The organism is Bacillus toyonensis BCT-7112 (genome assembly GCF_000496285.1).
In the GTDB taxonomy this organism is placed as follows: Bacteria; Bacillota; Bacilli; order Bacillales; family Bacillaceae_G; genus Bacillus_A; species Bacillus_A toyonensis.
In genome coordinates this window covers 1114369-1125307 of record NC_022781.1, presented here as the reverse complement: position 1 = coordinate 1125307, position 10939 = coordinate 1114369, and the positions used below count along the sequence as shown (strand labels likewise).

Annotated in this window: 13 protein-coding genes and 2 pseudogenes; 7 read left to right on the top strand and 8 right to left on the bottom strand. The window is 34.8% G+C overall.

Annotated features, from left to right (window positions below; all coding sequences use genetic code 11):
• Positions 1-80 precede the first annotated feature (80 nt).
• Complete coding sequence (locus tag BTOYO_RS05650) at positions 81-335, bottom strand: YbeF family protein (RefSeq protein WP_001003941.1); 255 nt, start codon at positions 333-335, stop codon at positions 81-83.
• Between the two features lie 165 nt (positions 336-500).
• Positions 501-1406: pseudogene (locus BTOYO_RS05645) on the bottom strand (hypothetical protein); the annotation flags it as partial.
• Between the two features lie 51 nt (positions 1407-1457).
• Here BTOYO_RS05645 and BTOYO_RS05640 point away from each other — a divergent pair.
• From BTOYO_RS05640 to BTOYO_RS27650, 4 genes are all read left to right on the top strand, one after another.
• Positions 1458-2978: a recombinase family protein gene (locus BTOYO_RS05640; protein WP_000277762.1), complete on the top strand. Its 1521-nt coding sequence runs from the start codon at positions 1458-1460 to the stop codon at positions 2976-2978.
• Positions 2979-3473: 495 nt separating this feature from the next.
• A complete protein-coding gene (locus tag BTOYO_RS05635) occupies positions 3474-3752 on the top strand; it encodes a helix-turn-helix domain-containing protein (protein WP_000580590.1) in 279 nt (92 codons plus the stop codon).
• 20 nt (positions 3753-3772) lie between these two features.
• A complete protein-coding gene (locus BTOYO_RS05630) occupies positions 3773-4393 on the top strand; it encodes a hypothetical protein (RefSeq protein ID WP_000453158.1) in 621 nt (206 codons plus the stop codon).
• Positions 4394-4395: 2 nt separating this feature from the next.
• Complete coding sequence (locus tag BTOYO_RS27650) at positions 4396-4539, top strand: hypothetical protein (protein WP_001095849.1); 144 nt, start codon at positions 4396-4398, stop codon at positions 4537-4539.
• 530 nt (positions 4540-5069) lie between these two features.
• Here BTOYO_RS27650 and BTOYO_RS05620 read toward each other — a convergent pair.
• The 3 genes from BTOYO_RS05620 to BTOYO_RS05605 all read right to left on the bottom strand — a co-directional run bounded on the left by BTOYO_RS05620 (position 5070) and on the right by BTOYO_RS05605 (position 6889).
• Complete coding sequence (locus BTOYO_RS05620) at positions 5070-5354, bottom strand: coiled-coil domain-containing protein (RefSeq protein WP_000138197.1); 285 nt, start codon at positions 5352-5354, stop codon at positions 5070-5072.
• 94 nt (positions 5355-5448) lie between these two features.
• Entirely contained in the window at positions 5449-6051 is a 603-nt protein-coding gene (locus BTOYO_RS05615) for a hypothetical protein (protein WP_000485075.1), read from the bottom strand.
• A 637-nt stretch (positions 6052-6688) separates the two neighbouring features.
• Complete coding sequence (locus BTOYO_RS05605; RefSeq protein WP_000368103.1) at positions 6689-6889, bottom strand: hypothetical protein; 201 nt, start codon at positions 6887-6889, stop codon at positions 6689-6691.
• A gap of 166 nt (positions 6890-7055) precedes the next feature.
• Between BTOYO_RS05605 and BTOYO_RS05600 the strand changes: the two genes are divergently transcribed.
• Positions 7056-7610 carry a recombinase family protein gene (locus BTOYO_RS05600; RefSeq protein WP_000873665.1) on the top strand — a complete coding sequence of 185 codons (555 nt, stop codon included), beginning with the start codon at positions 7056-7058 and terminating at the stop codon, positions 7608-7610.
• Positions 7611-8033: 423 nt separating this feature from the next.
• Here BTOYO_RS05600 and BTOYO_RS05595 read toward each other — a convergent pair whose 3' ends face one another.
• Positions 8034-8627 carry a hypothetical protein gene (locus BTOYO_RS05595; protein ID WP_000182187.1) on the bottom strand — a complete coding sequence of 198 codons (594 nt, stop codon included), beginning with the start codon at positions 8625-8627 and terminating at the stop codon, positions 8034-8036.
• A 140-nt stretch (positions 8628-8767) separates the two neighbouring features.
• Positions 8768-9259, bottom strand: a pseudogene (locus BTOYO_RS05590) (transporter); the annotation flags it as partial.
• Positions 9260-9556: 297 nt separating this feature from the next.
• On the opposite strand from BTOYO_RS05590, the gene BTOYO_RS05585 reads away from it, so the two are divergent.
• Positions 9557-9931, top strand: a complete 375-nt coding sequence (locus BTOYO_RS05585) for a YoqO family protein (protein ID WP_033660283.1) — start codon at positions 9557-9559, stop codon at positions 9929-9931.
• 16 nt (positions 9932-9947) lie between these two features.
• Positions 9948-10316, top strand: a complete 369-nt coding sequence (locus BTOYO_RS05580; protein ID WP_001208473.1) for a YoqO family protein — start codon at positions 9948-9950, stop codon at positions 10314-10316.
• 32 nt (positions 10317-10348) lie between these two features.
• Here BTOYO_RS05580 and BTOYO_RS05575 read toward each other — a convergent pair whose 3' ends face one another.
• On the bottom strand, positions 10349-10873 hold the full coding sequence (locus BTOYO_RS05575; RefSeq protein ID WP_001012026.1) for a DinB family protein: 525 nt from the start codon (positions 10871-10873) through the stop codon (positions 10349-10351).
• Between the last annotated feature and the right edge of the window lie 66 nt (positions 10874-10939).

Genomic DNA, 10939 nt, shown 5'->3' with positions numbered 1-10939 from the left:
GACGACTGCGGGGGAACGCGGTCGTCTTTTTATATAAATTCAAGCAAATTCCCATCAATATCAAAGCCCCTTACTACTAACTACTTAGTGCTTTCTACAAATTCATATCCTTTCACAAACAAGAGAGTCATATAAGAAACAATAAATGAGAAAATGCTATACATGCCAATCCAAAAGAAAAATTTTGGAGTAAAAGCGATGACACCTAGTATTAAAAAACTAGCAAACGTTACAATTGGCATTACGTAATATGTTTGCGTCTTGCGGGTTCCAATAACAGAAACGATAAAGATAAGTAATGGACAAATTAATAAGACGAAAATCAATTCATTCATAGTTATGTCCCCTTTTCGAATGGAAGTAATCTGTTTCTCGTAAACGTTTTGAAATAAATACTCTCCTAATATAACTTCGCTAACATATACATAATCCCTTTTGAAAGTCCGTAATAAATGATTGATTTCACAATAAAAAAGTAAGCAAGAGAACACCTGCTTACTTTATAGAATAAACATCGCAACGATTGTGGTGACAATTAAGCCAATTATAACTGGTAAAAAGTTTCGGCGTGCAAGTTCAAATGGATCTACTTTACAAATGGCAGCGGCAGGAATAAGCGCCCAAGGAATCAAAGTCCCGCCTCCGGTCCAGATTGCAGCAATTTGCCCAAGTGCTGTTAATGTAGCTGTTCCATTCCCCAGTGCTGTGCCGAAAAGATTGGCAATCGAACCAGCAAGTGATATACCGGAAAAGCCAGATCCATCTAACCCTGTTATGACACCAACGATAGTTAGTGTTCCCGCTGATACATATTGGTTTAAAGGAACAGTTTGAGATAAGGCGATTCCTAAGTCGTTAATGATTCCGTGTGAACCTTTCGGTAAATAGTCCCCGATAATTTTTACAAATCCGCTATCCCCTAAATAAAAAAGTGCAGCAATTGGGATAACTGGACCAAAGATTTTAAATCCAAATTGGAGCCCTTCTATAAAATAATCGGTCGTTTTATTCAGGCCATTTCCTTTGTAGGCGATGAGAGCAATAATGATAATCATAATAACAGTCGTCCCGCCAATAAGTGCTGTTGCATCGCTTCCTTGTAGTTTAAATTGAATCATGCAAAGGATATCAATGATATATACGATAGGGATACATATGGCGAGCCATTTCTTTATGTGAGGAGATAATAAAATGATAGTTTTGGATGGTTCAGTTGCTGAAGAAGAGTCTTGCAACGATAAGCCTGTATGAAATTCTTTTCGTAAGAAGAAAAAAGCAACAGAAGTTGTAACAACGCCCATAACGATAACGAGGGGGACACTTGCGGATACGACGCTAGAAACTGGTAAACCAGCTGCATCCGCTGTTAATTTCGGGGCACCTTGAATAACGAAGTCGCCTGATAAAGTATGTTATTATAATGTATATAAATACTTATTAAATGAGGTGAAACGCAATTGTATAAACCGTTCTCACAGGCAGACTATAAGCCCTCTGATAAGCCTAAAGCACTGTATATAAGGAAGTCTAAGAAGAGTCAAGGCAAGACTGAGATAGAAACAATTGAAAGCCATTTAAAGCGTTTAACGGACTTCTGCAAAGATCAAGGCTGGAACAACTACGTGATTTATAATGATTATGTTGCAAAGTCAACGGACATAAATAGAATTGAATACAATAAAATGCTGAATGCTTGTTTAGATGGAAAGCACGATTTAATTGTTGTTGTGGAAGAATCAAGGTTATATCGTACAGTAAATGAACAGACGAATGTGTATGAAGAATTAAAGGGAACTGACATAGCTATCCTTTCCATACGTGAAGGCTACATCTTCCCTAATGATAGAAATCAGTTTCTAACTAATATCATTCGTGGTGCTATGAATCAGCAAGAACTTGAAAACTTTGCTTATAGGATGAATGTAAAGGTTTTAGCAAGTGCGAAGGAAGGTAAATATGTCAATAAGCTACCTTTCGGTTATTTCAAAGATAAGGACAAACTGACACCACACCCTATTGAAAGCAAGACGTTTAGGTTTATTGTAGACAAAGTATTAGAAGGATATGTAATAGCTGAAATCATTGGGAAACTTAACCAACTAGGGTATACCACAAAATCTAATAAGAAATGGAAAGACGTAGGTACAATTACAAGGATGTTGGCTAATCGTGTTTACTTAGGTGAAAGCCACTATTACAGTAAGATGTTTGAGGAAGATGTTATAGTGCGTGATACACATCCAGCATTATTAACTATTGAAGAATTTCAAAAAATAAGTAACATGATTCGTTCACGTAGCAGGAACCCACAAGGTATCAGGTATACTAAAATCAATACAGTGCTGGATAGATTAGTTGTATGTGGAATATGCGGTAATAGGTTACCAATTCATAAATCATGGACTAATAAAGAAGGGGTTACATCTTATCAGGTGGGGAAATGCCAAAAGGTTATGGGTGAATACAATGAGAAGAAATGTCCTAATAAATCGATTTCATTGAAGGAACTACTTCCACACTTTTATATTGCTATTGAAAGCTATAAGGATTCATTAAGAGAAGAAATAGAAAGTGTAGAAATAGATACAACCAGTGATATGAAAATTAAAGTCATGGAACAAATAAAGGATATATCAAAACGTATAGCTGAAATACAAATTGAAATACAAAACGCTAAAAGCTATTTAATCAAAGGAGTTTTATCTGAAGCAGATTATGTAGGATTAGTACCACCCTTAGCGAAGGATTTAAAGGATTTAAATGTGGCACTAGAAGATAATGAACGACTACTTGCTAGTTTGACTGACTATGATAGAAGTGCAGTTATTCAAAACGCTGTTGATTCGCTAATTAACATTGAAAACGAAAGCATTGAAAATCAAAATAGGGTATACAGACTACTGTTTGAACATCTAGAACTTGTAAATACAGTGGATGAATTTGAAATAAGGCTAAAAGAAAAAGACGTCTCCAATTAGGAAACGTCTTTCTTTGTTTCTATGTTAGGCTGAGATAATTTCACGATTGTTTCAGCTACTTGTTTATAGTTAGGATTAGTGGCTTTAATTATGGTTACTTTAGGTATACGTTTATTTTTCATAAACACATCACCCCATGTAAGCCATGGTATTCAGATTGATTTTTTTTGTTACTTAATAATCCATTATTTCCTTCCGTTTTTCTACTTCTATTTACATCTTTCATCTGTACTAGCACCTCACTGAATTTGTGTTGTCAGTTAGGTACTTGCAAATACGGAATGAATTAGGACATTGATTTGAAAATAAATTTAAAAAACTTGTTTTTATCACCAGTAATGTCCCTAGTCGTCAAGAACAAGTAAGTGTGGAAGTCTTGTTGAGGATTTCCTACGTGAATAATTTCCCTATGTGAAGGCGTGTCTTATGACGCGTCATTTTTAATTTGTCATGACTTCCTAAAATAGGAACTTTAAAGAAACTGAGGTGAGATAAATGATTGGTGTAAATGTGAACAGCTTACCGCACGAACGAAAGGTAAATTATCAAATGATTAAATACGTTCGTTTAAGTAGAAATATGACTCAGGGAAAGTTCGGTGAGGTATGCAAAATAGACCAAAGTGTACTAGCAAAGCTGGAACGTGGTGAGTTACCACTTTCGCCACACTATGAAGCTAAAATCATGGACGGTATTCATGCTTTGAATATCAGTCAACTAGAACTGGTATCAGTGAAAAGAATTGTAGAACTAAAGGAACAAAGAATTAAATAACTAAATGGAGGTATGGAGAAATGGAAGTTAAAGATTTGTTTGTTGAAACTAAGAAAATTGTAGCTGAATACAAGGAATATGCTGAGGGACTGGACAAAGAAGAACAGGAACTACAAATGGAATTGGCAGCAATGCAAGAGGAAATGACAGCAATTCTGTTAGACCAGGAGAATGCAAACTTGTCAGAACGTATTTATTTAAAGGCACAGGCAAAGGGAATCAACTCTAAAGTAGAAATCATTCATTCTATGTTAGAAGAATTAAATGAGAAAAGATCAGCTTTAAAGATTGCGTATGTTCCAGTATTTCAAGAGGTACTGAGAAGAGACCGTACTAGTGCTAATGAGTATAACGTGACAGAACTTGCCATCCGCCACCGTTATGAATTACTTACTGAGGTAGCTGAAATGGGTAAACAGTTCCAAAAACAATACCATTCGATTGCACCTGATATTCATGAAATATTTGAAGATACAAAGGTAAAAGAAGTGTTTCCACGACTAGAATATTCTTTCGAACAAGACCAGTATCAACCACACTTTAGTTGGTTTGATAAGTCAGTGATTTCCAAGAACGATATGTTTTCAGCTACTCGTGGGAATTTACCAGAACACTTAAAGCAACCTAAGGAGGCAAAATAAATATGAATACACCTAACTTAACTAGCATTGTAAAGCAGGACGTACTAGCGGAACTGAGAAGGGGAAATACAGACGTATTGAAGGGACTACCACCAGTGTTAGCTATGCAATATGGATTAGCTTTGCAAAATGAGGGCTTGGTATAAGGCATTTCTAATCCAAAAAATGAAGGTCAGGTATATTCGGTGTGTGTGTAGCAATGGAACAAAATCACGCAACAAGGATTAGCGGACATTAGGAATCTGTTCTATAAAGAACCGGATTCCTTTTCTGTCTTCATTTGGGGTTCAGCCGAGATATGTGTAAAGATAGGTCATACCCTTACTTTTATTTCCAGTAAAATAGGGGTGGAAGTATCAAACTCTACTACTCCAACAAACCCAACACATCTAAAAAGATAAACACAGGTATCATCGTAATGACATATATAAGAATTTTACAAATAAAATGAATCTTAATACCTAACTTATCCGGAAGAAGCCATATCGACAATCCCAACAGCGTACGCCCTACAGCCAAATATAATTGAGGTAAAAGAACATTATCTATTCTTACCTCCATATACTCTTTACCAGACTCAAACAATACAGCATATAGGATCAATATAATGAAATAAAGAATAAACACTTTCACATAAATTTTCGATTTGTTTTTTCTCGACTTATAAAAACTCCTTTTATTTTCCATTCCCGGCGATGCCCTCAACGATTTCCCTTGCTGTCTTTCGATGCTTATTTATTTCAATGATTTCATTTAATCCTTTATGCACGTCAGCAAAGCCCTGTTCGAATGTGGCTTGTAGTCCTTTAAAACTACCTTCCAAACTATCCATTTTCCCCTCCAACCTATCTAACTTATTATCTAAATTATCTAACCTACCATCTAACTTATCCATTTTCTTCTCCATTTCACATAACTTTGCATATATCTGTTCCATTAGTTTCTTCTCATTTTCTGTCATGCAGCTAGACCCCCTAAAAAGTTTTCAAAATCCGTCGCAAAATTATTTATTATTAACAAATGGCAAGGTAAACCCTCTTAAAGTAAAGCACCCGTTAGTTAAAGTGTATTGTTTCACAAACTTCTTTTTTCCTGCGTTCCATTGATTTAGAGTAACCAAAACAATCTCTAAATAACTTCCTACCAATATATTGTTGAAAATTATTGTATTTATATCTGTAATATTCGTTCCAATAGCTAATCATTCTATTATAGCTTTTGCAAAACGCCCCAATATTTTCAATACAAAATTTTTTAATCCGTTCTGTATCCTGTTCTTTTAAAATATCATAAGTCATTTCTAATATTTCTACGACATATTCATCACAGATTTTTACGATATAAGGAATAGCCCAATCTTCATAATCCATCTGAAGCAACGAATACATATGCTTTTGGCGAACAAGCCCGTCACAACTTCTTGAATATATGCAATGCAAAATCATCTTTTGTCGTTCACTTAAATTGTCTATAACTTCATCTGAACTATCAATGTAGTAGATACGATAAGGAAACCTAATTACGTTATTATCTTGAAAATATTGAATAATATCCTGAGACACACCAATAGTGACATTATTATAAGTTTTATTAGGTATCGATCCAACCGCTTTAGTAACATCGTCTCTCAAATAGTTTGGAAACCCCTCTTGAAACATACAATCACATCCTTGCTTTACATAATGTTAAAAATGTGTAGTTAAACTAAACTGCCCAATTAGTTTAATAATAAGGTAACTATCAATAAAGTAAAAGTTAATCTCCTTACAATAGCCCTCAGCAACGCACCTATTTGACATATTGTTTTATTTAGGTTGTGTATCCCTTTTGAACTTCCAGTTATTTCCACTCAGGAATTTGAAAATGGTGCGTATATTTTGCAGACACCAGACAGCCCATATACAGGGGGGCCCCCCCCATAGGGTGGGGTATCCCTATATAAAAATATAGTAGGCGTCGCAACTATTACCGCATGACGTTATCACCAATCCTCGTTCTTCTCATTTATCTCACTGATCTCATTCTCATTTGTTTCTTCTTCTTTCTTATCTCACCTCACTGAGTCCTTGCTACCATCGTTGCTACTGTCAGTGCTGGTACTGTTGCCATTCCCTGTCCCTCTATCCTCGCTACCCAGCACCGTCCCTCGTCCTACTACTACCCACACTACCATTCCAATAGGGGCTATATAGCCATGCCATAGCACCGCCCTTTTAATAGACGTACATAATAGTAAAAAGGATAACAACATAATGTTGCTACCCTTTAAATTATCTCTAAAAAAATCTGTGTATATTATTTCATAAATGAACCTTGATTATATAGGTCTATCAATGAGATCCCCCTTTTGATGGCTACTTGTTCAATTAGGTTTATTTCATGGTACATAGCATTAGATAAAATTCCATTCTCTATATTTTTGCTTATGTGGTAATAAAAACCTGCTAACATTTCTAACGGTAACCTATCGTATAAAGAACCCCCATCATTATCCATTAACAGCCCCCTCTTTGAACTAGTATACAATATTAAATCCATTACAAATAGAAGGGTCATAACTTAACAGTATTGACACCGAGAAGTCATTGCTGTATTATCAAGGTATCGGAAGGTGTCGTAACTTAGTGTCATAAATGAACCGTAAAAAAGGGGATAATACATAATGAAATACGGATACGCACGAGTAAGTACGGTGTCACAGGAATTAGAGGTACAATTAACAGCATTAGAAAATGAAGGCTGTGACAATATTTATTCTGAGAAGTTTACAGGAACTAAATCAGATAGACCGCAATTACAAGAAGTTCTTTCAATCCTAAAAGAAGGTGATACATTAGTTGTCACTAAACTAGATAGATTAGCAAGAAACACTGTTGAGGGAATCGAAATCGTAAAAGGACTATTTTCTAAAGGTGTAAGAGTTCATGTTTTAAATGTGGGACTATTAGAAGATACGACAATGGGTAGATTCTTCTTAACTACATTACTAGCAGTGGCAGAAATGGAGAGAAATTTAATTGTAGAACGTACTCAGGAAGGCAAAGCCATTGCTAAACAGCGTGACGACTTTAGAGAAGGGCGTCCAAATAAATACAGTAAAAAACAGATAGAACATGCTTTAAAGCTATTAGAAACCGAGTCTTACAAAGAAGTAGAAAATAAGACTGGCATTAGTAAAAGTACCTTAATACGTGCAAAACGAAAGGCTAACAGCTAATGCTGGTGGTCTTCTTTTATTTTGGCTGTTCAATTGTGCAGGAAAAACATTTCTGAGTCGGCTGTATAAAGAGGGCATGGAAGCGGAAAAACGTGAGGAATTGCACAAAAATGAACAAGCTAAATATGTCACAAACGTTGCTATCATGCGGATTCTCAGCAAAGACTCGTTGTGCACGGTTCAAATAATGAACGTTAATACTTTCTTTACTTCACTTCATTCTTTTAACAGATTTCTTTTATCCTTTTCATAGTATTCTTTTAGAGAATATATTTAAGTTTGATTATATAAGTTTGTTTAAAGTAAGTATGTATAACGTTCATAATCCGAACTATCTCAAGTACAATTATTGAACTACTGAGGTTCATTATTTGAACTACTTAATCCCTATTCTTGTGACTTTGAGGTACATAATTTGTACTATTACATTTCACCACGTTCTTTCAGTAACATTTTTAATTCTTTAAGTGAAAGATTTTCCATTTCATCATAAGGTATTGTTTTCTCTTTAGGAACAACTTGTTTTGCTTGAATTTGCTGTTCTTGTTGTTCCCTCATTTGCTTGTCTTGTAGATGCTGTTGAAAACGTTCCTTGTCATGAACTGATATTTTCATTAACTTACTTTCAAACTCTTTAAATTGTTCAACCTTATCAGGAACACATTTATATAATGCTGTCCTGTTTAATGGCTTGTAGACCACGTAAACATTATTTCCTTTGTTTGTCTTGCTTTTCTGTATTAGCCCAACTTCATCTAATCTTTTAAGGCTGTTATGAATAGTTGCTTTTCCACCTATACGAGTATCAATCATTAAATGTTCAATAGTTGGGAATGCATAACCATAATTTTCATTATATAGTTGCAATAGCTTCACATATACCACTAAATCAGTATGAGTAATCAATCCTAACTGAATATAATCGAATAATTGCATTGGTACTTGTTCAAAGTTACCTTCAACATTCCCTTTACAAATAATTTCCGTTCCTTTGATCTTTGTTACAATGTTTGTCATTTTAAATCATTCCTTTTCTACAAGTTTAGTGGTTTAATTTCTGAACCTTACAATTACCTACTTGCAAAATGAGAATGAAATAGGACAAAGTGAAGTTTCATCATACATCCTTTTAAAAATACTTTACATTAAGGGGTTTTATCTCCGGATAAAGCAATTCCGTGTCCAAATAAGTTCATAGCAATTGCAACCCCAATTGGTGGCAGGCCGACGCGTACAGCGACGGGTAATAAAATAGCCCCCATTAACGCGACAGCTGGGGAAGGCCAAAAGAAGAAAGAAATTGTCATCATTAAAAGGCCGATAATCCAGTAGGCAAGTGTAGGTGTACGAATCATCTTTGTAAATGGTAAAATCATCGTATCATTTATGCCAGTATGAACGAGTAGGTTACTCATCGATACGATAATGGAGATGATCAATATAGTTGGTAATAGTTCAGTTATGGCATAAATAAAACTTTGAAAAATACTGCTAACGGCAAGAGGGATAGAACTTGTAGCGGTTAATGCTAATAAAAAGGTGAAAATGATACAAATAATCGTTGTATCTTTTCTAAAAATAAAAAAGGTAATAATAGTGAGTAAACAAAGAATATAGAGAGCATGTAAAAGCGTTAATTCAACTCCCACAACATTCACATCCTTTAGGCGTTCGTGTAGTTCATTGTATGAAAGCGGTGAATGTATGTGAGTATAGGGAAAAAATAAAATTTCATGTACTGTAATGGTAAGGGTATAAAATGGATGTTACAATACAATTAATCCTAAAAATGGAATTAGAGGAGGGCGTATGCGCAAAAAAAGTTGGTTTTTGGGGATTTATCCCGCATTAACGGGCAGTAAGATTCCCACTTTAAAAGTTGGCGAATGCGAGGGAGTTAGGTAGGAAATCAACTGCCCGTAAAAGCCCGATTGGTTCAACTAATAATCCGTGGGGGACACCCCCATGGATTAAAGTTTCACTTTATCATTTCTTGTAGTCTATTAATCATTTTAGATCTATTTACAAACAATGAATGGATAAGTATTATGCCTGTTCTCGGGTTTGTGTTTTTGCTTTTATCTCGCTGGGATGACATGAAACAGCATAGTAAGAAAAGTATTGGAATTATGATAGATATCATTGTTGTTAGTTCATTTGTAGTAGGTTTTATTTTAATAGAAGGTCAGAAGCAAATGGAGCAAATGTCTATTTTTCAACAATGGATGTCGTCTGCGAAAGGTCTTTATTTTGTAATTGTAGTCGTTATTTTCCTAAGAGTCATGATAAGAATAGGGAGTTATATAGTAAAGAGCGAATAGAATGGGGGTAGTACGAATGAGAGAGAAAGTAGGGTATTATGGTGTGCTCGGTTGTTTAATGGTATCTATCATTTCAGCACAATTTTTAAAAAGTGAATGGACACCATTTATATTATGTATAGGCATATTCATTTTTGCTCCCTTGTACCGCTGGAAAGAGTGGAAAACGTATAGTCGGAAAAAGAAAATTATTTATAGCATTGAGTTTGTTATTATAATTAGTACAATTCCGTTCTTGCTAAAAAAAGGTTATGAACAAATGAATGACATAGCAATTTTTCAAGGGTGGTTACTTGTTGCAAAATGGTTATACTTACTATTCATTTTAATAGTGGTAACAGCTATTGCTAAAAAAGCAAACGGGAAAATATTTGTAAATGAATAAAAGAAAGTGCCACCGGATAAGGTGGCACTTTCTTATTTTACTGAATGAGCTTTTTGCATCTTTTTTATTAAACGAATTTGTCCACGATGGTTAATTTCATCTTCAAATACGTGAAGCCACTTAAAATAATTATTTGCTGGTTTGTCATGCCAAAAGTCTGTCGTTTTAAATAACCATTCCTCAGGTAAGGATTGAAAAGTTTCAATTGTTTTAGAGCGTACTTCTTGTAATGTATGGATGTAAAATTCGATGGAGTTTCCTTTTATTTTTTCTCGTCCAATAGCCCCTAACTCTACAGCAGGTAACCAACGTTCTAATTCGGCATCTGTCGGTTCACGATCCTCAAAGGTATGAATTTGGTAATAAAATTCAATAGCAGCCATGTGATATAATAGCATGCCAATTGAATTTGCTTCTTCGTCATATAAATAATCAAGTTCATCAATTGTTAAACCTTCCACTGCTTGCATCGTTGTGTAACGGGCGTAATTCATCATGGAAACAAGTTTTGAAAATTCAAGCTGTAAACCATCTATCTTATCGATTACAAAATTCAATTTAAATTCCCCCTCTTTAAACGAATACTCCAGAGAAGGAATTCTATGTGTAGAGAAAAACTCCTT

Excerpts from the sequence above, each read along its gene's own strand:
- BTOYO_RS05620 (WP_000138197.1), bottom strand. The coding sequence starts at position 5,354 with ATGACAGAAAATGAGAAGAAACTAATGGAACAGATATATGCAAAGTTA.
- BTOYO_RS05595 (WP_000182187.1), bottom strand. The coding sequence starts at position 8,627 with ATGACAAACATTGTAACAAAGATCAAAGGAACGGAAATTATTTGTAAA.
- BTOYO_RS27650 (WP_001095849.1), top strand. The coding sequence starts at position 4,396 with ATGAATACACCTAACTTAACTAGCATTGTAAAGCAGGACGTACTAGCG.
- BTOYO_RS05630 (WP_000453158.1), top strand. The coding sequence starts at position 3,773 with ATGGAAGTTAAAGATTTGTTTGTTGAAACTAAGAAAATTGTAGCTGAA.
- BTOYO_RS05650 (WP_001003941.1), bottom strand. The coding sequence starts at position 335 with ATGAATGAATTGATTTTCGTCTTATTAATTTGTCCATTACTTATCTTT.
- BTOYO_RS05615 (WP_000485075.1), bottom strand. The coding sequence starts at position 6,051 with ATGTTTCAAGAGGGGTTTCCAAACTATTTGAGAGACGATGTTACTAAA.
- BTOYO_RS05635 (WP_000580590.1), top strand. The coding sequence starts at position 3,474 with ATGATTGGTGTAAATGTGAACAGCTTACCGCACGAACGAAAGGTAAAT.
- BTOYO_RS05600 (WP_000873665.1), top strand. The coding sequence starts at position 7,056 with ATGAAATACGGATACGCACGAGTAAGTACGGTGTCACAGGAATTAGAG.
- BTOYO_RS05580 (WP_001208473.1), top strand. The coding sequence starts at position 9,948 with ATGAGAGAGAAAGTAGGGTATTATGGTGTGCTCGGTTGTTTAATGGTA.
- BTOYO_RS05605 (WP_000368103.1), bottom strand. The coding sequence starts at position 6,889 with ATGGATAATGATGGGGGTTCTTTATACGATAGGTTACCGTTAGAAATG.